Genomic DNA, 24144 nt, shown 5'->3' with positions numbered 1-24144 from the left:
GGTGCTCCCCGCCGCGGGGAGCGCCCAGCCGGCCTCGGCGATGCCCCGGGCGCGTCAGCCGCCGCCCGGGGTGTGGCGGGCCAGCTTGACGGCGGACAGCAGCAGGACGGCGGCCAGCACCGGGATGAGGGCGGCGTCGGGGACCACCCCCAGCAGCAGCCCGCCCGCAAGGGCGCCGGCGACCGAGCCCGCGGTCATGACCGCGGTGAAGCGCAGGTTGGCGCGCAGGACCACGAAGCTGCTGTCGCGGCTGTAGCGGGCGAAGGCCACCAGCATGGTGGGCAGCGACACCAGCAGCGACAGGCTGCCGGCGATTTTGATCTCGACCGCATACAGCAGCACGATGGTCGGGATGAGCAGCTCGCCGCCGGCCACGCCCATGATCGCGGCGACGACGCCGATGCCGAATCCCGCGGCGATCCCGGCGATCGCCTGAGCCGTGCCGGGCAGGTGCAGCGTCCCCGGGGTGGCGGCGTGGGCGGCCACCAGTGCGGCGGCCATGAGCACCAGCAGGGCGGCCAGCACCTTGTGCAGGGTGGATGAGCGCATCCGCACCGTCCAGGCGGCGCCCGCCCATGCGCCGATGAGGCTGCCGGCCAGCAGATTGGCCGCGGCCGCCCAGTGCGCGCTCAGCTCGGCGAGCGGCACGGCGGCCAGCCGGGCCGGTATCGCGGTCAGCACCACGATCAGGCTCATCGCCTTGTTGACGATCACCGCCGACAGCGCGGCGAACCCGAACAGGCCGATCAGCAGCGGCAGCCGGAACTCCGCACCGCCCAGCCCGATCATGCCGCCCAGTGAGCCGACCGCGGCCCCGGCGGAGAACACCAGCCATGAATCCCGCCTCGCCCCGCCCCGCGCGGCGATCTCCTGTCCGCCCACTCCAGCCCGCCTCTTCCGTCCGGCAACCCGTAATACATGCAATACCTACTGTTTGGATAGGTAAAAGGGTATATGGGCGCGTTACGCCGGAACGGGTGCGTCACCGGTGAAAGGTCACCCCCGGCCGCGCAGCAGCGGGTCGGTGATCCCGCCGGGGCAGGCCAGGCCGGCGATGTCCCAGCCGGCCAGGCGGGCGCCGGCCTGGTAGGCGCTCTCATAAAAGGACAGGACGGCGCCGCGCGGGTCGGCTTCGGCGCGGGCGTCGTCGTAGGGCAGGACGGCCAGGTGCCCGCCGCGCTGGGCGATCCACCGCGCGGCGCGGGGACGCAGCGGCTGGTCGGTCAGGCCCGCGGGCTCGGGCGCGGTGTAGGAGTAGAAGGCCGGTGCGGGGAAGACCTCGTCGCCGAACCAGAAGCCGGAGCTGATCACCTCGCGGGAGTAGGCCTCCCGGGTCACCGGGTCGACCTGGGGTCCCTGCTCGATGACGCGGTCGGAGAAACGGGTGCAGGCGATGTCGAGGGTGTGCCAGAAGTGGTGCACCGGGCTGATCTTGCCGCTGTAGCCGGCGGCGAACTCCTCCAGCAGCAGGTTCACCTGGCTGAGGATCTGCCAGTACCGGGTGACCATGGCCGGGTCGTAGGCGGCGTGCTCGGTGTCGTCGGCGAACGGGCGGTCCGCATCCGGCAGGTCGAACGGCCGCGCGACGGCCGGGCGCACCCGGACGCCCAGGGACGCCAGCGCCTGCATCGTCTGGCGGTAGAAAGAGGCGACCGAGCAGCCGGGCAGACGGAAGGAGACCTCCCGGCCGTCCAGGGTCGTGATCACCAGCCGGTGGCCGACGAAGTCGAAGTCGATGGTGAAGATCGGGCCGCCGTCGGCCCGCCCGGTCGGGCGGGTGGTCAGCCCGCGCCCGGTGAGGTGGAAGGGGATGCCCCACCAGTGGTTGCGCCGGATGCCGGCGGCCAGGCGGATCTTGCCGACGATCTGCAGGAAGCGGTGCAGGGTGGACTTGGTGTCCTGCCAGTCGGCCAGCGGCATGGGCGGGAACAGTTCCATGACACCGGCCTTCCCCGCATGCCGGGGATGATGCCGGTCGGCGCGGCGCCCACGGCGCCCGCCGGAAAACCGGCGAAACTCCGTGCGGCGAGCGTAAAGGACGGGCTTTTCGGGTCGCCTGTCTTCTGTTGTTGTTTTCTGAGTCGTTCCACTCCAGGAATATGCGGCGATATGGCCGATTGGTTTCCGTCGAGTCTTTTCTGGCGTGCCGCTTCCATGAGCCGGGGCGGAGTATCGCAGTCAAGAGTGATGCTGTGACCTGCAACGACACGACGTCGGACGCCACAGAGGCCCCCGTCCCCGACCTCCAAGGCCACATGTTGAAAAAGGCTCATCGTTCGGTGGTTCTCAAAGTGTCGTGGCGGGGGATGGGCGGCGGGGCGGCCGCTATGATTTCGAAGCCGGTTGACCGAGGCTCATCGGCATCGTTTGACATGTGAACCACACCTGCTTCCTGGGCCGGCGGCGGGCCGGCCGGAGCATGCCGTTCAGTGTGGGAACGCCACCCCGAGCCCCTCGCCGGGAAATCCGCCAAATCGCCACAATCGGTCGTCGGTGGCCGAAAAGACCGGAAGTCGCTTAGCAATGGTCGATTCCTCCTCGTGCGGTTTAACAGCGCCGCCGCCCCGTTCCGCCCGGCGGCCGAGCAGCGGGGACGTCCGGCCGGCCTGCACTGCGCGGGTCTCCCGCCGGCCGCGCCGAACCGCCGCCGTATGGGCGGTGGCGGTGACGCTGCTGACCGGCCTGCTGATCGGCCTGCTGGACGGCTCCGCCGTCTCCGCCCGGCTCTCGGCGCCGCCCGGAGGCTTGGCGGAGCGGCTGTCTTCGGAGGGAACGCCCCCTGCGAAGCAGAACGCGGCGCCGTGGATCGAGAAGAAGGCGGGAAAACAGGCCGGGCCCGCCGAGGAGAACGTCCACACGGCCCATGCCGGCGAGTCCGACTTCGGTGACTCTTCCGGCACCGAGGACGAGTTCATCGCCGCAGGGACGGCCCGCCTTGGCCCACGCGGCCAAAGCATCGTCCCGGCGACCGGTTTCCCCAGGTCAACCGGCACGAGTCCGGACACGGGCAGCGCGCGCGGTCCGCCGCTGCGCCCCGGACGCCCGCATGCGGGCGTCCAGCGCTCCCGCAGGCTCCGGTCGACCGCGACCGGAGCGGATCCGCCCTGCCCACGTGAGGACTCCGCACATGAGCAACTGCCATTCACCGACCCATGACCGTCCGGCGCTCAAAGCGGCGGACGTCCGATCCGGTTTCCTGGTCTTCCTCATAGCGCTCCCCCTGTGCCTGGGAATCGCGCACGCCAGTGGTTTCCCGCCCGTCGCCGGAGTGGTGACGGCGATCGTCGGCGCCGTCGCCGGCCTGTTCGGCGGCTCCCCGCTGACCGTCAAGGGCCCGGCCGCGGGCCTGATCGTGGTCTCCCTCGGCGCGGTCGCCGAGCTGGGCGGCGGCGATCCGGTCGCCGGGTACCGGCGCGCGCTGGCCGCCGGCGCCGTCGCCGCGGCCCTGCAGATCCTGCTCGCCCTGCGCGGCGTCGCCCGCGCCGGCGTGGCCGTCTCACCGTCGGTCGTGCATGGCATGCTCGCGGCGATCGGCGTCATCATCATCGCCAAGCAGGTGCACGTCGCAGTCGGCGTCCGCCCCGAAGGCGAGCGCACCTTCGACCTGCTCGCCGAGATCCCGCGCAGCCTGGCGCACGCCAACCCCGAGATCGTGCTGCTGGGCGCGACCGCCCTGCTGATCATGGCCGGCATGCCGCTGGTCCGCGCCCGATGGGCCCGCGCGGTGCCGGCGCCCTTGGTCGCGCTCGCCGCGACGGTGCCGCTGGGACTGGCCTTCCACCTGGGCAGCCCGCACGACTACCACTTCCTCGGGCGGATTCACCATCTGGGACCCGAGCACCTCGTCCAGATCCCCGGCACCCTGCTCGGCGCCGTCGCCCTCCCCGACTTCTCGATGGTCCTCACCGCGGCGTCGCTGAAGTACACGGTGATGTTCGCGCTGATCGGCACCATCGAGTCCACCCTGACCGTGCTGGCGGTCGGCTCGATGGACCCCCGCCGCCGGGCCGCGGACCTGGACCGCGACCTGCTCGCCGTCGGCTGCGGCAACCTGGCCGCGGCGCTGCTGGGCGGCCTGCCGATGATCTCTGAGATCGTCCGCAGCAAGGCCAACGTCGACGCCGGGGCCGTCTCGCGCTGGTCCAACTTCTTCCACGGGGCCTTCCTGCTGCTGTTCGTGGCGCTGGCGCCCGGTCTGCTGCAGGCCGTTCCGCTGGCGGTCCTGGCCGCCATGCTGGTCTACACCGGCGCCCGGCTGGCCTCGCCGCGCGAGCTGCTGCGCGTCGGCAGGATCGGCCCCGACCAGCTCGCGCTCTTTGCGATCACGATGCTGGTCACGCTCGCCACCGACCTGCTGATCGGCGTGGCGGCCGGGCTGGCCGCCGAACTGCTGCTGCACCTGCGCCGGGGCGTGCCGGTGGGCGCCTTCCTGCGCCCCCGGGCCGAGGCGCTGCGGGACGGCGGCACGCTGCATGTGCGCATCCCCAGGGCCGCGGTCTTCCCCGCCCTGCTGCCGCTGCACCGGACGGTCAGCGGCGCCGACGGCGTCACCAGGGTCGTCATCGACGTCCGGGACGCGGCCGTGGTCGACCACACCTTCCTGCGCAGGGTCGCCGACCTGTCCGGGCAGTGGCCCATCACCGCCCTCACCTTCCGGGGGCTGGACCGGCTGCGTCCGGTCTCCGCTCACCCGCAGGCCACCCGGCGGCGCAGGAGGCGGTCATGAACCGGCCGGGCCCGATCCTGCACCGGCGGCCGGAGGACGACCCGTCCGGCATCGCGGAACTGGTGGAAGAGGCGGCGAGACTGCTGCCCGAGCAGGCGCCTTTGCAGGCGTTCGTCCACCACAACCCCCTGCACGCCTTCGAGCACCTGCCGTTTGAGGAGGCCGCGGTCCGCGCGGCGCGGCTGTATGGCACCGAGCCCTTCCCGAGCGAGGACTTCTTCGCCCAGTGCCTGGAAGCCGGGCGCATCCGGCCCGAGGACCTCGACGCCGTGGCGGCCGCCGAGGGCCTCGACGATGAGACCCCGATCGTGCCCGGCGGCCCGACCCGCCGGGCGTTCTGCGCGCTGCGGCTGCGGCACCCGTTCGAGATCCCCCAGGGCGCCGCCCTGGAGTGGACGCTGCAGGAGACGGACGCGCTGGAGCGCATCACCGGCCTGGCCGGGCCGAAGCGGCGCGCCGAACTGCTGCGGCAGGCCCAAGGGGACGAGCGGCGCCTGCTGAGACGGCTGTGGGACGACCTGGAGAAGGCCGCCCCGCCTCAGCGGCCCGGCGCCCCCTCGGCCCGGCGGCGCGACCAGATCCTGGCCCTCACCGGCGTGGACACCGACCGCCTCGTCCATCCGGTGCTGATCCGGCTGGTGGGGGCGTTCTTGGACCAAGGGGTCGCCCGCCGGCCGATGCCCGGGCGCCGACTGGGCTTCCTGCGCGCCTTCCGGCGGCTGTACGGCCTGCGCGGCGGGCCGCCCGACCGGTTCCTGCGCGGGCTGGCCGGTGAGCTGAGCCGGCAGGAGGCCGAGGGCTGGACGGCGGAACGGACCGTCGCCTGGGCGCTCGGGCGGCTCGCCGTGCCCGCAGGCGAGCGGGCCGCGGTGATCCGGGACACGCTGCTGTCGCTGCCCGGCTGGGCGGGCATGATGCGCCGCCTGGAACGGCATCCCCAGAGCGCGCCGGTCCGGGCGCCCGCGGCACGGCTGATCGACTACCTGGCCGTGCAGCTCATCTTGGACGTGCAGGCGGCCCGGCATGCGGTCACCGGGCACCTGGGCCCGCACGCTGCGATCGCCGACCTGGATGTGCTCTCGGCGGCGGACGCCTCGGCCGGGCGGCGGCCCGACCGGGAACTGGTGTACGAGGCGTTCGTCCTGGCCCAGGTGATGCCGGTCGATACGGCGGTGCTCGCCGACCGCGCCGCCGCGGCGGCCTGGCTGGCGGCGGTCAGGGCCTGCGACGCGGTCGAACGGCGCCGGCTGCTGCAACTGGCCCATGAGCGAAGGCACCGGATCGAGGTGCTGGACGCGCTCACCGCCCACCAGACGATCGCGGCCAGACCGGTGCCCCCTCCCCGCTTCCAGGCCGTCTTCTGCATCGACGAGCGGGAGGAGGCCCTGCGGCGGCACCTGGAGGAGCACTTCCTGCACGTGGAGACCTTCGGGTACGCCGGTTCCTTCGGCGTCGCCATGCTCTACCGGGGGATGGAGGACGTCCGCGCCCGTCCGCTGTGCCCGGCCGCCGTCACGCCCCGCCACCTGGTCGAAGAGGTCGCCGTCACCGGGACGGCCCGGCGCCCGCAGCGGCTGCGGGACCTGTGGGAGCGGCAGATCGCGGCCGGGACCAGGACGCCGGTGCGGGGCTGGCTGCTGACCCTGCTGCTCGGACTCGCCCATCTCCTCGTCCTGGCCGCCCGCTGCCTGCCGCCGCACCGGCCACGGCGGACCGGACGAGGCGGCACCGGACCCCGTACCCGGCTGGCACTGGAACGGCCTCCCGGACAGGGCGCGGACGGCGAAGACGGGCCGCTGCGGGGATACACGGTGCCGGAGATGACCCGGATCGTGTCGACCGTGCTGCGCACCATCGGCCTGACCGGCGGCCTCGCCCCCCTGGTGCTGATCGTCGGGCACGGCTCGTCCAGCCTGAACAACCCGCACGAGGCCGCGCACGACTGCGGAGCCGCCGGCGGCGGCCGCGGCGGGCCGAACGCCCGCGCGTTCGCCGCCATGGCCGACCATCCCGGCGTCCGGCGCGCCCTGCGGCGCGAGGGCCTGCACATCCCCGACGACACCTGGTTCGTCGGCGCCTGCCACGACACCTGCACCGACACGATCACCTACTACGACGAGGACCTGGTGCCCGAGCGGTGCCGCGGCGCGCTGCGGGCGGCCAAACGGGCCATGGCCAGGGCGTGCACGCTCACCGCGCACGAGCGGTGCCGCCGGTTCGAGTCCGCCCCCGCCGACCTGCCCATCGGCCGGGCCCCGGCCCACGTGGCGGGCCGCGCGGTGGATCTCGGCCAGCCCCGCCCCGAGTACGGGCACGCCACCAACGCCGTCTGCATCGTGGGACGCCGCTCGCGCACCCGGGGCCTGTTCCTGGACCGCCGGGCCTTCCTGGTCTCCTACGACCCCGGCGGCGACCCCACCGGGGAGCTGCTGGCGGACCTGCTGGCGGCGGTCGGGCCGGTGTGCGCCGGGATCAACCTGGAGTACTACTTCAGCCGCATCGACCCGGCCGGCTACGGCTGCGGGACCAAACTCCCGCACAACATCGCCGGCCTGCTGGGCGTGATGGACGGGCACGCCTCCGACCTGCGCACCGGCCTGCCCTGGCAGATGGTGGAGATCCACGAGCCGCTGCGGCTGCTGCTGGTGGTGGAGGCCGCGCCGCAGCGGCTGGAGGCGATCCTGCGCACCCGCCCGGACCTGGGACGCCTGGTGACCAACGGGTGGATCCGCCTGGTGGCCTGGGACCCGGACTCCGCCGCGATGCACGTCCATGACCGCGGCGTCTTCCGGCCCCATGTGCCGCAGGGCGCGGCGCTCCCGGTGGTGCACCGCTCGGTGCAGTTCTACGCGGGCGCCCGCGGCCACCTGGGCTTCGCCCACGTGACCGCCGCGTTCGCGACGGGGGACGGCTTCCTGCCCCTGCCGGGGGCCGCCGGGAGGCGGTCATGAGCGTCCGGCCGCACGAAGTCCTGCTGATCTTGCTGCCGGGGCTTCCGCTCGCGGCGTTCGCCGCGCCGGCGGTCCCCGCCTGGTTCGGGCGGCGGTGGTCTGAACGCCGCGTTTCGGCGGTCACGGTGGGCGCCTTCGCCGGTGCGGCGATCGCGGCCGCCGTCCTGGGCGGGCTGCTGGCCTGCCGGGGCGGGGGGAGACTGACGGCGTCGGCGGGCACCTGGTTCGGCGGCCTGCACCTGGTGCTGGTGGCCGACCGGCTGTCGCTGCCCTTCGCCGGGCTGACCGCCCTCACCGGCTGCCTCATCGCCGTCTTCTCCCGGCGGTATCTGCACAAGGAACCCGGCCATCTGCGCTTCCACCTGCTGCTGGCCCTGTTCGTGGCGGGCGCCGAGCTCCTCGTCCTGGCCGACGCGCTGGAGTTCGTCTTCGCCGGCTGGGAGCTGACCGGCCTGTCCTCCGCCCTGCTGATCGCCTTCTTCCACGAGCGCCGTGCGCCCGCCGAGCACGGCCTGCGCGCGTTCTGGACCTACCGGGTCTGCGACGCCGGGCTGCTCGGCGCCATCGTGTGGCTCCACCACGCCACGGGGACGACCGCCCTGTCGGACCCGGCGGCCGGGACGCCGGGCGCGATCGTGCCGGGGATCCTGCTGCTGTGGGCGGCGCTGGGCAAGGCCGCGCAGGCGCCCCTCGGCGGCTGGCTGCCCCGCGCCATGGAGGGCCCCACCCCCTCCAGCGCGCTGTGCTACGGCGCGATCTCGGTCAGCCTCGGGCCCTACCTGCTGCTGCGGACCGAGCACCTGTGGCAGTCCTCCGCGCAGGTACGGGCCGCGATCATCGTCGTGGGCGCGCTGAGCGCCGTCCACGCCGCCTTGACCGAGCGGGTCCAAACCGACATCAAAAGCGCGCTGGCCTACGCCTCGATGACCCAGGTCTCGCTCGTCATGGTCGAGATAGGCGCAGGGCTGCGGGACTTGGCGCTGGTGCATCTGATCGCGCACGCGATGCTGCGCTGCGCCCAGATCCTGCGGGCGCCGAGCCTGATCCACGACCACCACCGTCTGGAGAGGGCGGCGCACCGGCGGGCGGACACCCTCGGCCTGGAGCGGTTCCTGCCGCCGCGGGCGCGGCGGTGGCTGTACCGGTACTCGCTGGAACGCGGCTACTTCGACGCGTGGCTCACCGACTACGCGGCGGGCGGGTTCCTGCGCCTGCTGCGGCGGTTGGACCGCTTGGACGAGCACTGGGCACGACGGCTGGGCGCGGGTTCCGGCGCCCGGCCGGCCGCTCATTCCGCAGATACCCGCCAGGCCGTGCCCGCGGGGCGAACCGCCGGTGAGGAGGCCGGAAAGCCATGATCATGCCGGTCCCGTCACTGGCGGCGGCGTTGCTGCTGCTGTCGTCGTTCCTCATCGCCCGCACCGCCGACCGCCGCAAGGCCCGTGGTCTGGCGGTGCGGTGGGTGACGGCCGCCGCGGTGCCGCCGGGCCTGGCCGTCCTGGTGGGGGAGGGCGTCCCGGCCGGGCTGCCGCTGCCGGCCTTGCACGATGCGCCGCAGCACGCGGCCGGCGCCGCGGCCGAGGCCGCGGTGATCTGCGCGGCGGGCCTGCCGGCCGTCGCGATGGCCCCGCTCGCCTCCCACCCGCCGGCGACGCTCGCCCGGATCCTGCGGCTGCTGGCGGTCTCCTGCGCCCTGGCGGCCGTCCGGCACGAGGCGGCGGTCCCCGCGCTGTGGGCGGTCGCGGCCTGGCTGGTGTGGTCGGGGATGCGTCCCGGCGGCGACCTGAACGTTCCGCCCGGACTGGGGCGCCTGTTCGCCGTGCACCACGTGCCGGGCGTCCTGCTGCTCGGCGCGGGCACGGCGGTGGCCGCGGCCGGTGCGCAGGAGACGGGCGCGGCCCTGGCCGTGCTCGGGATCATGGTCCGTCTGGCGGTCATCCCCGTGCACGGCTGGTATCCGCGGCTGGCGGAGCACGCCCCGATGGGCGTGGTCGTGGTGTTCGGCACGATCCCGTTGGAGATGCTCACCCGGCTTCAGCCGCTGAGCGGGCGGCTGCCGGTGCCGGTGGCGCATGCGGTCGCCGTGGCCTGCGGGGCCGCCGCGCTGACGGCCGCGGCGCTGGCGCTGGTGCAGGACCGTCCCCGGCGTGCGCTGGCCTTCTTGGCGATGAGCCAGACCGGGCTGATGGCGGGCGGGATCGTCGGCCGGGCCCCGGCCGTGGCCGCGGGGCTCGTGCCGGCCTGGCAGGTCGCCGCCCTCGCGCTGGCGGGCCTGGCCATGGCGCTCGCCGCACTGGAGGCCCGCCGGGGAGCGCTGTCGTCGGCGGTCCCCGCCGGGAACCTCTCCCGCACCCCGCGCCTGGCCGTGGCGTTCCTGCTGTGCGGGCTGGCCGTGGCCGGTTTCCCGTTCTCCTTGGGGTTCGCCGCCGAGCACCTGCTGATCCGGCACTCGGCCGAGGAGTTCGCACCGTCCTGGCCGCTGCTCGTCGCGGCCGTCTGCCTCAACGCGATGACGGTGATGCGCTGTTTCCTCACCCTCTTCGCCGGCGGCCGCGGGCACCGCGGCGAGCGCGATCTCACCCCGGTGGAGACCTACGGCATCACCGTGGTTCTCGCCGCACTGCTGATCGGCGTGGCCCTGCCCGTGTCCTGGTGATCCGCACGGGCTCGCTCCCCGGCCGCATCCGGCCCGCCCTCGCGCCCGCCGCAGCGGCCGGATCCGGCCGCTGCGGCCACGGGCGGGTGGCCGTGTTCGCCGGCGGGCCACGGCAGCGGGACCGTGACCTGCGGGCCGGGCAGCCGGCCGTGGGACCGCCCGACCCACTGCGCGAGCGGGCCGCCACCGCCCGGCCCGAGCCCCGGCTCTTGAAGACGCCCGAACGAACCCGGCCGCACCGCTGCCGCCGCGCCACCGGACAACCGGACGGCGTGGCCGCCGTCGGGCCGCACCCGGAGCCGGCCCCGAGGCCCGCGCCGTGGAGCCGAGCCTGCGCGGCCGGGACTTCCAAGAAGGCATCCGCGTCTTCTGGAACGCCGCGCTTCACCGACGCTGACCGAAGGCGGATCGGGGTCGGCCGGGCCGCAGCGCCACGAACAGGGCCTTCGCTTCCCCGGTCAGGGGGCGCCGTGGTCCATGGCCCGGTCAGCAGGTGCTTGTGTCCCTGCTCCCGCTCGCTCCCGGCCTCCACCCGGATCCTCCTGCCCGATGGGGGTGAGGAGCCGGTAGTCCACGCGCAGGTGGGCCGTGCGCGCCGCCGGCGTTGGCCGTCCGAGCACGTCCTCGAACGTCAGCGGGATGACCCCGCCGTGCACGACCCAGTTACCGCCCAGGTGGTGTCGGCTGAAGGTGCACCGGCCGCGGATGTGGGAGGGACCGTGCTCGTCCACGTGGAAGGCGGGAGTCAGGGCCCGGCCCCGGCCGGAGCGGCCCGGCAGTCTTCCGGCGAGCCGGTCCCGCTCCTGCACGGTGAACGGCTCCAGCGCTCCGGCCCGCTCCTTGAAGGTGCGTGTCCTCTCTTCCAGCAGATGCGCGGACGCGGCGCCGGCGATCTGCTCCCGCAGCAGGCGCAGCGCCTCGATCATCGGTCCGAACTCCGCCGCGCCATTCCGGCCGGGTGCGGGCCGCCGCAAGCGGTCCCGGGGCTCATCGGCCGCTTCGCGTGTCACTTCCGCATCGCACGCCGGGCCTTCCCGCACCGCTGCGGGCGGACGGGAAGGCCGTCGGCTCGGCACCCGCGACTTCTCAAATTCTTATACCTTTAATGTCTGGTTTTGGGGAGAGGGGAGCTGTGCTCGGGTTGGCCGCTCTCAAGTCTTGCTGAGAATTGCGCGGCACTTCAGGAAGATTCTTGATTTGCCTATATGGGGCAGATGGTGTCGCAACGTGCTTGATTGACGACGATGAGCATCCTCTCTAAGAAAAGGAAGCCGCTCGTCTCTCCCGTTCTGATCGCAGCGCACCTATAGTGGGGGATTTCGCCCGATATCGGTTTCAGGTGGGCGAACCGTCCGCCGGCCGATGCCCTCCGCACGCATGTGAAGGACCCTGCGATGAAGCTGCGTCCTGGGCAGCAGGTGGCCGGCGCCGTCGACGGCATGAAGAAGACCTCCTGGTGCGCGCTCCCGGCGAGGACGAGGCGCCGGGAGCACGGCGGTGTGGAACTGGCCGCCCCCGCGCAGGCCGCGGGCCCGCCCAACAGGACGGCGCCTCCTCGGCAGGCGCTACGTCCACGAAGGCCGATGACGGAGTTGCTGTGCGCCAAGTCGGGCACGGCGACCGCCAACGGCGAGTCGCTGTCGCTCAAGGCAGCCAAGCCCTCGTCGGCCTCGGACCAAAACCGGCCTGCGCGATGACCGACCGGAGCGTGCGGTGCACATGACGATGCCGCTGGACATGGCGGCGAGGGCTTGGCGGCCGAGTCGTCGTGGGAGGGCTGCCGGCCAGGCGACCCGCGCGTTCATGCGATCGCCGACGAGGGGCTGGCTGGGGATGCCGGAGCAGGTTGGGCTGAAGGCATGCACCCTGCAGGAGTTCCCGGATACCGCTGTCGGCGGCCCGATAGAGGAGCCCGCCGGGACCGAGAGCGCGGCGGCACTGATCTACACCGGCGGCACTACCTCCGCCCCCCAGGCCCTGTGCTACGGCACCGCGATCTGGTGTCGTACGTGCTGAACTCGGTGAAGTTCATGGCCGCGGGCGAGTACGAGGCGGCGTTGATGTGAGTGCCGCCCTACTACATCGTGGCCGTGTCCAACGCGCTGACCGACCTGTATGCGGCCGCCGCTTCGTCACCTCGCCGGCGTTCTCCCCGTCCGCATGGCCGAAGACCGTGCGGCAGAGGCGATCACCCGGGCGATGGCGGTGCCCACCATGCCGGCCGCATCACGGACGCCCCCGGCCCGGGCCGTGAGGTGGTGACCGGCCCGGCCGCCGGACGGCGGACCGCCTCCCGAACCGAGCCCGCCGCATCCGCATGCGAACGGCACCCTCCCCAAGAAAAGGGCACTCAATGAGGGGGCCGCCTGAAAACCGCCGACACCGCTCCACTAATGTCCGGGTATGCGCTCACTGAATCCTCTTCCGGGCCTCGACCGGGACGAGGAGACCGGCCCGTCCCTCCTGGAACTGCTGGACCTGGAAGAGATCGACCGGGACCTCTACCGGGCCGCCACGGTGTTCGACGACCCGCCCCGCCTCTACGGCGGCCAGGTCGCCGCCCAGGCCCTGCGCGCCGCCGGCGGCACCGTGCCCCAAGGGCGGGTTCCGCACTCCCTGCACGGCTACTACCTGCGCGCGGGGGACGCCGCCCGGCCGACGATCTTCCGGGTCGAACGCGACCGGGACGGACGCAGCTTCTCGGCCCGGCGGGTCGTGGCGCTGCAGGGCGGCGAGGTCATCTTCAACATGTCGGTGTCCTTCCATACGCCCCAGCCCGGCGTCGACCGGCAGGTCCACCCGGCGCCCGAGGCCCCCGCCCCGGAAGGGCTCGCCCCGACGACCCTGCCCCGGCTGCAGTCGGTGGAATGCCGCCTGCCGCCCCGGCCCAGCCCCACGCGCTGGCCGACCCGCTTTTGGGCCCGCTGCACCGACGCCCTGCCCGACGACGACCTGGTGCACGCCTGCGTCCTGACATACCTGTCGGACATCTCCACCGGCCTGGCGGCCATCGAGAGCGACGGCCCCGAAATGCCGGGGGCCAGCCTGGACCACGCGGTGTGGTTCCACCGTCCGGTGCGCATGGACGAATGGGTGCTGATGGATCTGGTCCCGCACACTGTGGCGGGCGGCCGCGGCTGGTACACCGGAACGCTCCACACCGCCAGGGGCGTCCTGGTCGCCAGCCTCGCTCAAGAGGCCCTGTTCCGCGCGCCCCGCTCCCGGTGAGGGCCCGCTCCCCGGTTCCGGCCGGGTGATCTGCGCGGGGCGGGACCGGGGAGCGGAACGCTCAGTGGTACCAGGCGGTCAGCGCCTTCAGGTGGCGGCGCATGCGGTACTGGGCCATGCTCTGGTCGCCGTCCAAGATCGCCTCCAGGATGCGGCGGTGGACCCGTTCGACCTCGGCGGCGGCCTCCAGGCCGGGCGGCGGCTGCTCCTGGGCGGCGGTGTGCCGGGCCCACAGCTCGGTGAGGGTGCGCAGGAACATCACCAGCACCGGGTTGCCGGACAGCTCGGCCAGCTCAGTGTGGAACAGGTCGGCGCCCGCCCGTCCCGGCCCCAGCCACTCGGCCGTGCGCTCCAGCGCGGCGTGCAGCCGTTCGGCGACCTGCGGGTCGCGGTGGCGGGCGGTCACCCGCCGCAGCGTGCCCAGCTCGATGGCGTCGCGGACCACCCGCAGGTCCTCACCGGTGACGCCCTGATAGTCCAGGTACAGGGCCATGGTGTCGATGCCGGCGTCCGGCTCGGGGACGGTGACGACCAGGCCGCCGCCCGGGCCGCGGCGCATCCGCGCCACCCGGTGGTGCTCCAGCAGCCGCACCGCCTCGCGCAGCACCGCCCGGCTGATGCCGTAGCGGACCAGCAGGTCGGTCTCCGAGCCCAGCACCTGCCCGACCGGCCAGCCCGCGGCGGCGATCTGGTCGTGGATGCGGGCGGCGATGACCTCGGCCAGCTTGGCGCCGGGGCCGCCCGGCGGCCGCGGCTCGGCCGGCACCGCGGGGGCGCCCTCCGGCGCGCGGTGCCGGTGCAGCCAGTCGGCGATCTGGTGCAGGTGCTCGGTCAGGTGTGCCTGGGCCAGGCCCGCGTCCCCGGAGACCACCGCGTCGACCAGACGGGCGTGCTCGTGCCGCGAGCCCGCCTTGGCGCGTGCGGCCTCCGCGTTGGAGATGCGGCGGGAGTGGTGGGCATAGCGGGCGGTCAGCCGGGTGAGCACGTCGATGAACAGGTGCAGCGCGGGGTTGCCCGACAGCTCGCCCAGCAGCGTGTGCAGCCGGTCCCGGGGCCACGCGCCGGGCTCTTCGGGCCGCTCCTCTTCTTCGCGCAGCACGCGCCGCAGCCGCTCGATGCCGTCTTCGGTGAGCCGCTCGGCCGCCAGCGCCGCCGCCGGCGGCTCCAGCAGCAGCCGGGCGTCCATCAGGTCATCGACGCTGGTGCCCACGTAGTCCAGGTAGATCACCATGGCGTGGCCGGCCGGCCCGGCGTCGGGGGCGGTCACCAGCAGGCCGCCGCCTGGGCCGCGGCGCATCCGCGCCACCCGGTGGTGCTCCACCAGCCGCACCGCCTCGCGCAGCACCGACCGGCTCACCTGGTAGCGCTCGCGCAGCTCGGCCTCCGAGCCCAGGTTGCGCCCGACCGGCCAGCCGAGCCGGATGATGTCGTCTTCGATCCGCCGGGCGATCTGGGCGGCCAGCTTGCCCGCCGGGGCCCCGTCGGGGTGCCGCCGTCCGCCTGGACCCCGCACTGCAGCCGGCTCCTCCATGTCGGCGACCGGGGCGTTCACGTCGGCTCTCGCCATGGGACGGTCGACTCCTCCACAGGGATCAAAGGATCCTCAGTGTAGTTTCCGTCCGTGTCCCCATGCCGCTGTGATTGCAGTCGCCGTGGCTTTGATAACACTCTTTTCCGTCACCGGGCGGGGGAGGCATGCCCGGCGGCTGCTTGGGCGCCAGACGCTGCCCGCCGTCCGGGTACAGGCGGCGGCCGTTGAGCATCCGGTCGTCGACGATGGCCGGTACCTGGGAGGCCCAGCGGGTCCAGGTCACGGGCCTTGGTCAGGCACATCCCGGCGATGGCGGTTTTGGCCGCGGTGCGGGCGACCTGCCCGATCTGGACTCGAAGGCGGCGATGGAGGAAGTGTTGATGATGACACCGCGCTCGCCGTCCTCGGGTTCGTTGACGTTCATGCGCGCGGCGGCCGGGCGGCTGATGTTGAAGGCGGCCACGGTGTCGAGGCCGAGCACCGCGCCGCGAGCGAAAACCCGTGCTTTGCCACCACGCGCCGCCGTCGGCTCCTGCCCGGAGCGCGCGATCGCCATCCTGTGACCTGCTACGACGGCGCACCCTGCGCCGCCCGGACACCGGGGGCGCACAGCCTTCGGCCGTTCCGGTGACCGACGCCACAGATCCAAGGACGCCTCCCCAACGAGCGTTATGCCCCGCACGGCGGTGCCGAAGAGCGGCGAACCTCGCCAGAGGCGTATCGTCACACAGTGGCCCAAGACCCGCCCTGTACTTGCAACCCGTCGTCTCGGCCTGGTCGTAGCCTGCACCTCCCGGGGAAGCGACCTGGCGCGGTCCGGCGCGCACGAGCCGTCTCGCCCTGGTCATCCGTCGTGAGGCCGCTGCACGGCGGCGGACTTTCGGGAAAGGAGCCCACCGCTCATTGCTCTCGCGGCCGATGGGAAACACGGCCGGCGGGTGGCGCGGCGGCCGTGCGATCACCGGGCCTGAGGGGCCGGCGGTCCACCGGCTTGACCAGGGCATCCGTGCAAATTAATTTGACATCCTAATATCGGATGGCCAATCGACTGGTGTCCGTGCCCTGGAGCAGGCCGGCGGGTGTTCTCCGAGGCGGGCGGTGCCGGGCGGGCCGTGGGATGGACGATGCGACGAGCAGCCGAAGGAGTCTGAGGATGAGTGCCGATTTTCCCGCGTACGCCCCGTCGGAGGAGCATGAGTTGCTGCGGCGGACGGTGCGTGAGCTGGCTGAGACCAAGATCGCTCCGTATGCCGCGCAGGTGGATGAGAGCGGCGCCTTTCCGCAGGAGGCGTTGGATGCGCTGGTGGCGGCGGAGTTGCATGCGGTGCACATCCCGGAGGCTTATGGGGGTGCCGGGGCCGATGCGCTGGCCACGGTGATCGTGATCGAGGAGGTGGCGCGGGTGTGCGCCTCTTCGTCGTTGATCCCGGCGGTCAACAAGCTGGGCACGATGCCGTTGCTGCTGGCCGGTTCTGAGGAGCTGAAGCGGCGGTATCTGGCGCCGGTGGCGCGGGGGGAGGCGATGTTCTCCTATGCGCTGTCGGAGCCGGAGGCCGGGTCGGATGCGGCCTCGATGAAGACCCGGGCGGTGCGTGATGGGGATGCCTGGGTGCTCAACGGGGTGAAGATGTGGATCACCAATGCGGGGGTGTCGCAGTACTACACGGTGATGGCGGTCACCGATCCGGGTAAGGGGGCGCGGGGGATTTCGGCGTTCGTGGTGGACAAGGACGATGAGGGGGTGTCGTTCGGGCCGCCGGAGCGCAAGCTGGGGATCAAGGGGTCGCCCACCCGTCAGGTGATCTTGGAGGATGTGCGGGTGCCGGCCGAGCGGATGATCGGGGCGGAGGGCACCGGGTTCAAGACGGCGTTGGCGACGTTGGATCACACGCGGATCACCATTGCCGCCCAGGCGTTGGGGATTGCGCAGGGGGCGTTGGATTATGCGCTGGGGTATGTGAAGGAGCGTCGTCAGTTCGGCCGGCCGGTCGCTGATTTTCAGGGTGTGCAGTTCATGCTGGCCGATATGGCGATGCAGATCGAGGCGGCGCGGCAGTTGACTTATCATGCGGCGGTCAAGTCTGAGCGGGTGATGCGTGGGGAGAGTGTGCCGGATCTGACCTTTGTGTCCTCGGCGTGTAAGTGTTTGGCGTCGGATGTGGCGATGAAGGTGACCACGGATGCGGTGCAGTTGCTGGGTGGGTATGGGTATACGCGGGATTTCCCGGTGGAGCGGATGATGCGGGATGCGAAGATCACGCAGATTTATGAGGGGACGAATCAGATTCAGCGGATGGTGATGGCCCGCCAACTGCTGAAGAAGTAGCAGCGGACGAAACCCGAAGGCCCGGCCGCGGACCTGCAGCGGCCGGGCCTTCGGCATGCATGCCCGTCTCTTCCGGCGACGGTCGAGCCGCTCCGGCGAGCATGGCCGTATGAACACGACCCGGACACGGCAGGGTGGACGTGAACACCGCCCGCCGATGAGGATTCACCGCTCACGCAGCGGGCACCGGCCGGGTGACGGTGGCTGTACCCGAGATGGTGGTGCTGGCCCCACCCCCGATTGGCAAGGCCGCACCACTGTTTCCGACGACGGGAAAGGGTTTGCTGGCATTGGGCCTTTTCAAGCACGCCGGGGCCGAAAGCCCACAGCTCGGTCGTCGAGGGGAAAACGATGGTGCAGGATGTCATCCCAGCCGGTCATCGACCCGCGGAGAGGTCCTCCGGCCACGGCCCCACCGTGACCCGCCACGGCATCCGGCCATGGCCGGGCCGGGGCGTCGGATGGGCGGCGGCCGGGGTGCTGCTGGCGGCGGGGACGTACTGGGGACTGTCCAACGGCGAGGCCGCCGCCACGGTCCGCGGGGCGGTCGCGGCGCTGGCCGATGCGCACTGGGCGGTGGTGCCGGTGCTGGTGCTGCTCGTGGCGGTGCATTTTTGGCTGGCGGCGGTGGCCCTGGGCGGCGCGGCCGGTCAGCGGCTGCCCCCGCTGCAGGCGACGATGGCGCAGTTCACCGCGGCGACGGCCAACCGGATCACCGGGGGCGGGCTGGGCACCGTGGCGGTCAACGCCCGCTACCTGGCCGGCCGGGGCGTCCCGGCCTCCCGGGCGCTGGCCCTGGCCGGCATGCTGCAGATCGGCGGCGCGCTCGCCGACCTGGCGCTGTTCGCCGTGGTGACCCCGATCGCGGTGGGCACCGGCGGCGGTGTGCTGTCGGCGCAAGTGGGGGAGTGGCTGCGCGGCAAGGCCGGCCCGTTCCTGGCCGTGGCGGCCGTCGCCGTGGCCTGTGGTGCGGTGGCGGCCTGGGCGTTGCGGGGGAGGCTGGGGGAGTGGCTGCGCGGCCCGCTGGCCGCCGGGGCGCAGCTGCTGCGGCGCCCCCGGGATCTGGCGGTCATGCTGGTCGCCTCCGCCGCCACCACGCTGGTCATGGGCGTGGCGTTCGCGCTCAGCGTGCTGGCGGTCCCCGGCACCGCCTCCTGGAGCCGGTTCAGCACCCTGATCGTGGTCTACATGATCGGCGCCGCCGTGGGAGGCGCCGTCCCGGGCCCCGGCGGGCTCGGCTCCACCGAAGCGGCCCTGGTGGCCCTGCTGGCCGCCACCGGCGTGGAGACCGCGGGCGCGATGTCGGGCGTGCTGATCTTCCGCGCCGTCACGCATTGGGCGCCCGTCCCCATCGGCCTGCTCACCGTCGCCGCCGTCGGCGGGCGGGGCTCTTAGGAGCGCGCCTTGCGGCTCGGCCGGCGCAAGGTCGTGGTGGGCAGGGCCATCGACAGCTCGGTGACGTTGCCGATGACCGTTTCCAGGTCGTTCCCCGGCCGGCCGGCGGCCCACTGCGGAAAACCACCCGCTGTTTCTCCCGCCGGGGTCGGCTCCTCCAGGATCAAGGTCCAGTGCGTCTGCCCGGCGAAGTCCGGCCCCTGGCGGTCCGTGTGCCGCGGGTTCTGGTGCCCCGGCCGTCGGCCTCGGGCGCGGCGAGGACGACGGCCGGGCAGGTCGCATATCCGCCCTGTTGCCAGCAGTGTTACTGGTGAGTAAAAAATATAATATTGATTACGGTCACCGCCAAGGGCGCGGCAGCACCAGAAGGGATCGATCATGACGAACGACGTGCTGCGGATCGAAGACCGGGAGCGGGTGCGCACCTTGGTCTTCAACCGGCCCGAGGCGGCCAACGCCTTCAACGAGACCCTCTACCTGGCGGTCGCCGACGCCCTGACCGAGGCCGCCACCGACGATCAGATCTCGGTGGTGCTGCTGACCGGCACCGGCCGCACCTTCACCGCCGGCACCGACCTGAAGGAGATGGCCGACATCGCCCGCGCCCACGCCGCCGGCGAGCCGGTCGGGGACGCCGGCAAGGGCTTCACCACCTTGATGGACGTCCTGGTGGACTTCCCCAAACCGCTGGTGGCCGCCGTCAACGGCACCGGCGTGGGGCTGGGGCTGACCATCCTGGCCCACTGCGACCTGGTGCTGCTGGCCGAAGGCGCCCGTCTGCTGGCCCCCTTCACCACCATGGGCGTCGCCCCGGAGGCCGGCAGCAGCTACCTGCTGCCGCTGCGCATGGGCCACCAGCGGGCCGCCCTGGCCCTGCTGGCCGGCGAGTGGATCACCGCCGAGGAGGCCGTCGCCTCGGGCCTGGCCCTGCGCACCTGCCCCCCGGACACCCTGCTGGATACCGCGCACGAGCTGGCCCGGCAGATCGCCGCCAAGCCGCTGCGCTCCCTGCTGGCCACCAAACGCCTGGTCACCGAGGCCCACCGCGACGGCGTCCGCCGCGCCATGGAACGCGAGAGCGCCGCCTTCGACGCCCTGCTGCGCGACGCCTCGGCCGCCGACAACGTACTGTCCCGCCTGGACTGAGCCTTTTCAACACGCCGTTCCCGCCCGGAGCACTCCCCGTCCCAAGGACCGGAGGTCAGCCGGACCAGTCGGCGCGGTCCTCGCACGGGGGCAGGCGGCCGGTGCGGAACGGGCACAGCGGAGAGCCGGCCAGGAGGATGCACCGCCGGTCGCGGATCAGCGGAGCGGCCCGGTTCAGCAGCCGGGAACGCCTCGCGGCCTCGTCCCGTTCGACCTCGGCCCACTCCTTCCGGGAGGGGATCGCCCACAGCAGGATGCACTCGGCGTCGTTGCGCATGGCGGTGGCGGCCTGGTGCGGCTCGGCGGCGGGGACCACTTCCTGGACCAGGCCGATCTCGCGGGCGCGGTGGGCGCTGAGGCGTTCGTGGGAACCCATCAGCGTCATGCGCATGACCTTGCCGGCGGCATCCGCTGCGGCATCGGCTCCAGCACCGCCGACATGCCTCAGGCGTTGTGCGGCTTGAAGAAGGTGGCGTGCTCGGCGGAGATGATGAACTCCGCCTCCCCCCACCAGGTAGAACGCCCTGTCGCAGGCCATGTCGTCGACCGCGGCGATCACCGGCTTCCGCAGGTCGCCGGCGGTCTTGGGCGGCAGGCGGTCGCCCAGGCGCAGCGGGGTGCGCCAGGGAGGTGGCGTTGCGGTCCGTGAAGGCTTTCTCCCCGGCGCCGGTCAGCACGACGAGGCGGACGCTGTCGTCGTCGCGCAGCGCCTGCCGGCAGTTAGCGATCTCCTCCATCGTCTGCAGGTCGATCGCGTTGGGCGTCACCCGGGCGACGGCGTCGCGCCGCTCATAACTCCGGGTTCTGGCAGTGGAACATGCGGTCTCCGGGCTCAGATGAGTTCCAGGGAGCCCAGCTCGCGGATCGCGGCGCAGGAACGGCGGGTCATGGCCAAGAACATCCGGTCACCGCGCTCGGTGGGGGTGCCGACCGCGCAGCCCAGCACCGTGATCAGGGGGCCTTGCAGCGCGCCGAACCGGTAGTCCTCCCAGCAGGACTGCAGGTCGTAGTCGTCCACCCCGTAACCGGTCAAAGCGGTGTGGTAGGTCTCCACCAGGGCGCGCTCGTGCGCGGAGCGTTCGGCGGGATCCATGGCGGTGCCCAGGAAGAAGGACAGGTCGCGCACCGGGTGGCCGATGCTGAGCGTCTGCCAGTCCACCGCCGTCACCGTCTGCTGCGGCGGGGGAGCAAACAGCAGGTTGTCCAGCCGGTAGTCGCCGTGCACCAGGCCGAACCGCTCGGGGCGGGCCACCGCCCAGGCGGCGATGCGGTCGGCGACGCGGCGCAGCGTGTCGATGTCCTCATCCGATAGCCGGCCGGTGAAGCGCTGGACGAAGGCGTCCACCGCGGGGGCGAAGACCTCGGTGAGGACGGCGGCGTCGTCTTCGGTGACGACGCTCAGCCACGGGATCTCCGTCAGGGTCTTGTCGCACCAGCGCGGCCCGTGCAGCCCGGCCAGGTTGGTCACGGCCGCGGCGGCCTGCTGCGGGGTGCACCCGGCCAGCTGGTCGCCCTGCTCGGCGGGGGCCATGTCCTCCAGCAGCAACACGAACGCGGAGTTGTCGTCGGCGATCGCCTGGTAGTGGCAGCGGGGGGTGCGCACCGCCACGGTCGGGACCACATCCCGGTAGAACAGCACCTCGGTGCGGTAGGCGGAGGCCAGGAACGCCCGGGTGGTGGGGTCCTCGGAGGCCATCTTGGCGACCAGGCGCGCCGGGACCTTCTCCTCGCCTTTCAGGGTGAGCCGGTAGCAGGCGCCGATCTGCCCGGAGCCGACCCGCTCCCAGGACACCGAGGTCACCTCGGCGCCCAGCGCCCGGCTCAGCCATTCGGGGGTCAGCTCGTCGGGGCCGGAGGGCACGTGTGCGTTCATCGTCGTCCAGGGTTCAGGTCGGGGCCGGACGGCATGCCGGCCGGGCGGATCTTGCGGTAGGCCGCCACCACCGGCTCTGCCTCGGCGGGGGTGACGCCGTGCAGGATGACGCCGTCGGCGCCCGCCGAGAACTGCTCCACCACGCGCTCGGCGCAGTTTTCGGGACTGCCGGTCGCCGAGGCGGCCAGCCATTCCTCGGGCAGCAGCGTGGCCACGTGCTCCAGCTGCTCGGTGGTGGCGATCGCATCGAAGGCGCCGGGGAAGCCGCGCACCAGCTCATCGGCCCGGAACCGTTCCAGCACCCGCGGGTCCCAGCCGTTGACCCGTACCAGCAGGTCCCCGTAGCCCTGCAGGTAGGTCGCCAGCCGTCCGACCAGCTTGCGCAGCCGCGCCTCCTCATCCAGGTGGTCGCCGACGGTGGCCAGCACCGACCAGACCCGCACCGACTCGGGGTCCCGGCCGGCCTTTTCGGCGCCGCGCCGCACCGCCGCCACCGACCGGGCCAGCGTCTCGTCGGTGAAGAAGGTGTGCAGCACCACCCCGTCGGCCACCGACCCGGCGAACTCCAGCGTCCGCTCCCCGATGGCGGCCAGCATGATCGGGATGTCCTCGTCGAAGGACGGGTCCTGGCGCAGGTAGGGGAAGCGGCCCGCCGGCCCGTCGTGGCCGGCCACCGCCTCGCCCCGCCACAGCCGCCGCATGATCCCGATGAAGTCCTCCAGCTGGGCCGTGGTGATGCGCGGCAGCCCCATCACATCGAACAGCAGGTCGAAACCGCGTCCCAGGCCCAGGGCGAACCGCCCGCCGGTCAGGCGGTGCATGGTGGTGGCGAACGTGGCGGTCAGCAGCGGGTGGCGGGTGTTGTGGTTGGTGGCCGCGGTGGCGATGCCGATCCGCTCGCTGACCGCCCCGGCCGCCCCCGACAAAGTGGCCGCCTCTTTGGTGGTGAAACGCTCGGACAAGAACACCGCGCCCAGCCCCAGCCGTTCTCCGTCGCGGACCTGGTCCAGCAGGTCGCGCGGGGTGGAGGTGTGACCGGCCAGGCCGTAGAAACCAAGTTCGGGAAGGACGTCCATCAAGCCGCCATTCGGGGGGAGGGGGTGAAACGGACCTTGAAGGTCTCATAACCGGAGACGAAGTTGGCCGGCCGGTGGGGCGGTTCGCCCTCCTCCACCGGCTCGATGTCGGGCAGCCGCGCCAGCAGCTGCTCGAACATCACCTTCATCTCCAGGCGGGCCAGGCTGTTGCCCAGGCAAAAATGCGGGCCGTTGCCGAAGGCGATGTGGTCGTTGGGAGAGCGTTCGATATCGAAACGGAACGGGTCGTCGAAGACCTCCTCGTCCCGATTGGCCGACGGGTACAGCAGCAGCACCTTGTCGCCCTCTCGGATGAGCTGGCCGCGCAACTCGAAGTCACGGGTGGCGGTGCGGTTCATGTTCTTGACGGGGGAAACCCATCGGCACATTTCCTCCACCGCCGCGGGGATCTTCCCGGGATCGTCGAGCAATTTGCGGCGCTGATCGGGATGGATGCACAACTGGTACATTCCGCCGGAAATGACGTGCCGGGTGGTCTCGTCCCCGCCGATGAGAATCAGCAGCGCCTCGTGCACCAGCGAGTCGCGGTCCAGCCGCTCGCCGTCCACCTCGGCGTGGACCAGCACGCTCAGCAGGTCATCGCGCGGGTCGGTGCGGCGCTGCTCGATGGCGCGCGCGGCGTACTCGGTGAACCCCGCGAACGCCTCGGCGGCGTCGGTCAGCAGCCGCGGGTCATCGCCCCCGGTCAGCGCCCGCACCATGTCGTCGGACCACTTCAGCAGCAGCGGCCGGTCCTCGGGGGCGAAGCCGAGGGCGTCGCCGATCACGATCAGCGGCAGCTGGGCGGCGATGTCGGCGACGAAGTCGCACTCGCCGCGCTCGCACACCCCGTCGATGATCTCATCGCACACCCGCCGCAGATAGCCCTCCTGGGCGGCCACCCGGCGCCGGGTGAACCCGGCGCTGACCAGCTTGCGCCGCAGTTTGTGCGCCGGGTCGTCCATGTCGATCATCATCGCCATGGCCGGGGCGTCGGGGCGGATGCCGTGGGCGTTGGAGAACACCTGCGGGGTCCGGGAGATCATCTTCAGGTCGGCGTACTTGGAGATCCCCCAGACCCCGGAGTTCTCGTCGTAGTAGACGGGGGCGTTCTGGCGCATCCAGCGCAGCTCCTCGTGCGGGTTGCGGCCCCAGAACTCCCCGCTGAGCAGGTTGATGGCGTCGTTGACGGGGTGGTCGGGCATCGCCGGTGCTCCCTTCCCGGACGGGGGGTGG

Annotated in this window: 20 protein-coding genes; 11 read left to right on the top strand and 9 right to left on the bottom strand. The window is 72.5% G+C overall.

Annotated elements, in window-relative coordinates:
- Nucleotides 1-54: 54 nt before the first annotated feature.
- The gene (locus tag BUE48_RS12880; protein ID WP_286989941.1) at nt 55-882 is read right to left on the bottom strand and encodes a sulfite exporter TauE/SafE family protein; all 828 of its coding nucleotides are present in this window, start codon (nt 880-882) and stop codon (nt 55-57) included.
- Between the two features lie 114 nt (nt 883-996).
- Entirely contained in the window at nt 997-1938 is a 942-nt protein-coding gene (locus BUE48_RS12875; RefSeq protein ID WP_012852940.1) for a DUF5996 family protein, read from the bottom strand.
- A 726-nt stretch (nt 1939-2664) separates the two neighbouring features.
- Here BUE48_RS12875 and BUE48_RS12870 point away from each other — a divergent pair.
- From BUE48_RS12870 to BUE48_RS12850, 5 genes are read left to right on the top strand one after another with little or no spacing between them, the layout of a single operon-like run.
- Nucleotides 2665-3156 (top strand): hypothetical protein, encoded by a 492-nt coding sequence (locus BUE48_RS12870; protein ID WP_286989939.1) that lies wholly within the window; start codon nt 2665-2667, stop codon nt 3154-3156.
- Complete coding sequence (locus BUE48_RS12865; protein ID WP_286989938.1) at nt 3128-4726, top strand: SulP family inorganic anion transporter; 1599 nt, start codon at nt 3128-3130, stop codon at nt 4724-4726. Before BUE48_RS12870 ends, BUE48_RS12865 begins: the two co-directional genes overlap by 29 nt.
- A complete protein-coding gene (locus BUE48_RS12860) occupies nt 4723-7677 on the top strand; it encodes a YbcC family protein (protein WP_286989937.1) in 2955 nt (984 codons plus the stop codon). Before BUE48_RS12865 ends, BUE48_RS12860 begins: the two co-directional genes overlap by 4 nt.
- Complete coding sequence (locus BUE48_RS12855; protein ID WP_012852936.1) at nt 7674-9035, top strand: proton-conducting transporter transmembrane domain-containing protein; 1362 nt, start codon at nt 7674-7676, stop codon at nt 9033-9035. Before BUE48_RS12860 ends, BUE48_RS12855 begins: the two co-directional genes overlap by 4 nt.
- Nucleotides 9032-10333, top strand: coding sequence for a proton-conducting transporter transmembrane domain-containing protein (locus BUE48_RS12850; RefSeq protein WP_286989936.1), 1302 nt, complete (start codon nt 9032-9034; stop codon nt 10331-10333). The genes BUE48_RS12855 and BUE48_RS12850 overlap by 4 nt, the downstream gene beginning before the upstream one ends.
- Nucleotides 10334-10791: 458 nt before the next feature.
- Here the strand turns inward: BUE48_RS12850 and BUE48_RS12845 are convergent, their stop codons facing one another.
- Nucleotides 10792-11259 (bottom strand): hotdog family protein, encoded by a 468-nt coding sequence (locus tag BUE48_RS12845; protein WP_286989935.1) that lies wholly within the window; start codon nt 11257-11259, stop codon nt 10792-10794.
- Between the two features lie 468 nt (nt 11260-11727).
- Here BUE48_RS12845 and BUE48_RS12840 point away from each other — a divergent pair, with 468 nt between their 5' ends.
- Both BUE48_RS12840 and BUE48_RS12835 read left to right on the top strand, forming a co-directional pair.
- Complete coding sequence (locus BUE48_RS12840; protein ID WP_286989934.1) at nt 11728-12030, top strand: hypothetical protein; 303 nt, start codon at nt 11728-11730, stop codon at nt 12028-12030.
- 706 nt (nt 12031-12736) lie between these two features.
- The gene (locus BUE48_RS12835; RefSeq protein WP_286989933.1) at nt 12737-13561 is read left to right on the top strand and encodes an acyl-CoA thioesterase; all 825 of its coding nucleotides are present in this window, start codon (nt 12737-12739) and stop codon (nt 13559-13561) included.
- A 61-nt stretch (nt 13562-13622) separates the two neighbouring features.
- Here BUE48_RS12835 and BUE48_RS12830 read toward each other — a convergent pair whose 3' ends face one another.
- Nucleotides 13623-15128 carry a FadR/GntR family transcriptional regulator gene (locus tag BUE48_RS12830; protein WP_012852931.1) on the bottom strand — a complete coding sequence of 502 codons (1506 nt, stop codon included), beginning with the start codon at nt 15126-15128 and terminating at the stop codon, nt 13623-13625.
- A 209-nt stretch (nt 15129-15337) separates the two neighbouring features.
- Here BUE48_RS12830 and BUE48_RS12825 point away from each other — a divergent pair, with 209 nt between their 5' ends.
- The 3 genes from BUE48_RS12825 (at nt 15338) to BUE48_RS12815 (ending at nt 18813) form a co-directional block, all read left to right on the top strand.
- Complete coding sequence (locus BUE48_RS12825; RefSeq protein WP_041439649.1) at nt 15338-15655, top strand: hypothetical protein; 318 nt, start codon at nt 15338-15340, stop codon at nt 15653-15655.
- Nucleotides 15656-16245: 590 nt separating this feature from the next.
- Entirely contained in the window at nt 16246-17418 is a 1173-nt protein-coding gene (locus tag BUE48_RS12820) for an acyl-CoA dehydrogenase (RefSeq protein WP_012852930.1), read from the top strand.
- Between the two features lie 417 nt (nt 17419-17835).
- Nucleotides 17836-18813, top strand: a complete 978-nt coding sequence (locus BUE48_RS12815) for a lysylphosphatidylglycerol synthase domain-containing protein (RefSeq protein ID WP_041439646.1) — start codon at nt 17836-17838, stop codon at nt 18811-18813.
- On the opposite strand, the gene BUE48_RS12810 is transcribed toward BUE48_RS12815, so the two are convergent.
- The gene (locus BUE48_RS12810; protein ID WP_286989929.1) at nt 18810-18980 is read right to left on the bottom strand and encodes a hypothetical protein; all 171 of its coding nucleotides are present in this window, start codon (nt 18978-18980) and stop codon (nt 18810-18812) included. The two genes, BUE48_RS12815 and BUE48_RS12810, sit on opposite strands and share 4 nt — an antisense overlap.
- Before the next feature lie 211 nt (nt 18981-19191).
- On the opposite strand from BUE48_RS12810, the gene BUE48_RS12805 reads away from it, so the two are divergent.
- Nucleotides 19192-19959 (top strand): enoyl-CoA hydratase/isomerase family protein, encoded by a 768-nt coding sequence (locus BUE48_RS12805; protein WP_286989927.1) that lies wholly within the window; start codon nt 19192-19194, stop codon nt 19957-19959.
- Between the two features lie 55 nt (nt 19960-20014).
- On the opposite strand, the gene BUE48_RS12800 is transcribed toward BUE48_RS12805, so the two are convergent.
- The 4 genes from BUE48_RS12800 to BUE48_RS12785 all read right to left on the bottom strand — a co-directional run bounded on the left by BUE48_RS12800 (nt 20015) and on the right by BUE48_RS12785 (nt 24113).
- Nucleotides 20015-20344 carry a hypothetical protein gene (locus BUE48_RS12800; RefSeq protein ID WP_286989925.1) on the bottom strand — a complete coding sequence of 110 codons (330 nt, stop codon included), beginning with the start codon at nt 20342-20344 and terminating at the stop codon, nt 20015-20017.
- 447 nt (nt 20345-20791) lie between these two features.
- Entirely contained in the window at nt 20792-21832 is a 1041-nt protein-coding gene (locus BUE48_RS12795; RefSeq protein WP_012852927.1) for a phosphotransferase family protein, read from the bottom strand.
- Nucleotides 21829-22908 carry a TIGR03857 family LLM class F420-dependent oxidoreductase gene (locus tag BUE48_RS12790; RefSeq protein ID WP_286989923.1) on the bottom strand — a complete coding sequence of 360 codons (1080 nt, stop codon included), beginning with the start codon at nt 22906-22908 and terminating at the stop codon, nt 21829-21831. The genes BUE48_RS12795 and BUE48_RS12790 overlap by 4 nt, the downstream gene beginning before the upstream one ends.
- Nucleotides 22908-24113 carry a cytochrome P450 gene (locus BUE48_RS12785; RefSeq protein WP_012852925.1) on the bottom strand — a complete coding sequence of 402 codons (1206 nt, stop codon included), beginning with the start codon at nt 24111-24113 and terminating at the stop codon, nt 22908-22910. The genes BUE48_RS12790 and BUE48_RS12785 overlap by 1 nt, the downstream gene beginning before the upstream one ends.
- Between the last annotated feature and the right edge of the window lie 31 nt (nt 24114-24144).

It is taken from the genome of Thermomonospora sp. CIF 1 (genome assembly GCF_001896795.1).
Classification (GTDB): Bacteria; Actinomycetota; Actinomycetes; order Streptosporangiales; family Streptosporangiaceae; genus Thermomonospora; species Thermomonospora curvata.
This window is presented reverse-complemented; position numbering and strand designations above follow the sequence as displayed.

Bases quoted from the DNA above. Each gene is read 5' to 3' on its own strand.
- BUE48_RS12795 (WP_012852927.1), bottom strand. From the start codon at position 21,832: ATGAACGCACACGTGCCCTCCGGCCCCGACGAGCTGACCCCCGAATGG.
- BUE48_RS12875 (WP_012852940.1), bottom strand. From the start codon at position 1,938: ATGGAACTGTTCCCGCCCATGCCGCTGGCCGACTGGCAGGACACCAAG.
- BUE48_RS12845 (WP_286989935.1), bottom strand. From the start codon at position 11,259: ATGATCGAGGCGCTGCGCCTGCTGCGGGAGCAGATCGCCGGCGCCGCG.
- BUE48_RS12865 (WP_286989938.1), top strand. From the start codon at position 3,128: ATGAGCAACTGCCATTCACCGACCCATGACCGTCCGGCGCTCAAAGCG.
- BUE48_RS12830 (WP_012852931.1), bottom strand. From the start codon at position 15,128: ATGGCGAGAGCCGACGTGAACGCCCCGGTCGCCGACATGGAGGAGCCG.
- BUE48_RS12825 (WP_041439649.1), top strand. From the start codon at position 15,338: ATGGCCGGTACCTGGGAGGCCCAGCGGGTCCAGGTCACGGGCCTTGGT.
- BUE48_RS12850 (WP_286989936.1), top strand. From the start codon at position 9,032: ATGATCATGCCGGTCCCGTCACTGGCGGCGGCGTTGCTGCTGCTGTCG.
- BUE48_RS12785 (WP_012852925.1), bottom strand. From the start codon at position 24,113: ATGCCCGACCACCCCGTCAACGACGCCATCAACCTGCTCAGCGGGGAG.
- BUE48_RS12855 (WP_012852936.1), top strand. From the start codon at position 7,674: ATGAGCGTCCGGCCGCACGAAGTCCTGCTGATCTTGCTGCCGGGGCTT.
- BUE48_RS12860 (WP_286989937.1), top strand. From the start codon at position 4,723: ATGAACCGGCCGGGCCCGATCCTGCACCGGCGGCCGGAGGACGACCCG.
- BUE48_RS12820 (WP_012852930.1), top strand. From the start codon at position 16,246: ATGAGTGCCGATTTTCCCGCGTACGCCCCGTCGGAGGAGCATGAGTTG.
- BUE48_RS12800 (WP_286989925.1), bottom strand. From the start codon at position 20,344: ATGACGCTGATGGGTTCCCACGAACGCCTCAGCGCCCACCGCGCCCGC.
- BUE48_RS12840 (WP_286989934.1), top strand. From the start codon at position 11,728: ATGAAGCTGCGTCCTGGGCAGCAGGTGGCCGGCGCCGTCGACGGCATG.
- BUE48_RS12805 (WP_286989927.1), top strand. From the start codon at position 19,192: ATGACGAACGACGTGCTGCGGATCGAAGACCGGGAGCGGGTGCGCACC.
- BUE48_RS12835 (WP_286989933.1), top strand. From the start codon at position 12,737: ATGCGCTCACTGAATCCTCTTCCGGGCCTCGACCGGGACGAGGAGACC.
- BUE48_RS12790 (WP_286989923.1), bottom strand. From the start codon at position 22,908: ATGGACGTCCTTCCCGAACTTGGTTTCTACGGCCTGGCCGGTCACACC.